Raw genomic sequence first — 699 nt, forward strand, 5'->3', positions numbered from 1 at the left:
GTTCTTATACTTAAATTTTTCCTTTCAATGGAATTAGTTCCAAATCTTTATGTTTGATGAATTTTTTCTGGAATTAAATATCGGTAATTCTTGAGTTTATCGGTATAAATCTTTTCAGGATGTGAATTAATTAAAGTTTTTATAACTGAATTCAAAGTTTCATTATTTCTTTTCCCTAAATTAAAACAAATCACATTTTTGCTGTCTTTTTCTAAAGCATAAACGAGCCATACTATTTGTTTTTTATTACCGATGTATGTTCTTAATTCGTCAACTTCATAGACTTTATTGCAATTGACTACAGGTTGCTGAAGATGCCCAGAAATATTAATTATTCTTTTGAGAGTAGTTGTTGCTGATATTCTTAAAAATCTTGCAATGCTTCTTATTCCCATTCCTTCTTTCGTTAAACGAATGATTTTAGTATTGATATTTTTTCTATAGGCTTGATAAGAATAATCTAAAACGCTGGTTTTCCTGCATGAAGTACATTGAAATCTTTGTTTACCTCTTTTTGTTCTTCCGAATTTTATAAACTTACTGTTTTCACCAACACATCTGGAACACGTATAGAAAGTAGGCTGCATTTGAAAGGTTAAATTTCCCTCAAAAATAAAAAGAGTAACCAAATAGTTACTCTTTTATAAGAGTTTTTATTAATTCTTTATTCCTAAACATCGATTAATAAAGAAAACCAAC

The 699-nt window shown here is 27.9% G+C and carries 1 protein-coding gene; it reads right to left on the reverse strand.

The window, feature by feature from the left end:
• Positions 1-47: 47 nt before the first annotated feature.
• The gene (locus tag AB4Y90_RS18090; protein WP_441558946.1) at positions 48-587 is read right to left on the reverse strand and encodes an IS1 family transposase; all 540 of its coding nucleotides are present in this window, start codon (positions 585-587) and stop codon (positions 48-50) included.
• Positions 588-699: the final 112 nt, after the last annotated feature.

Source organism: Chryseobacterium sp. 2TAF14, assembly GCF_052115105.1.
Classification (GTDB): Bacteria; Bacteroidota; Bacteroidia; order Flavobacteriales; family Weeksellaceae; genus Chryseobacterium.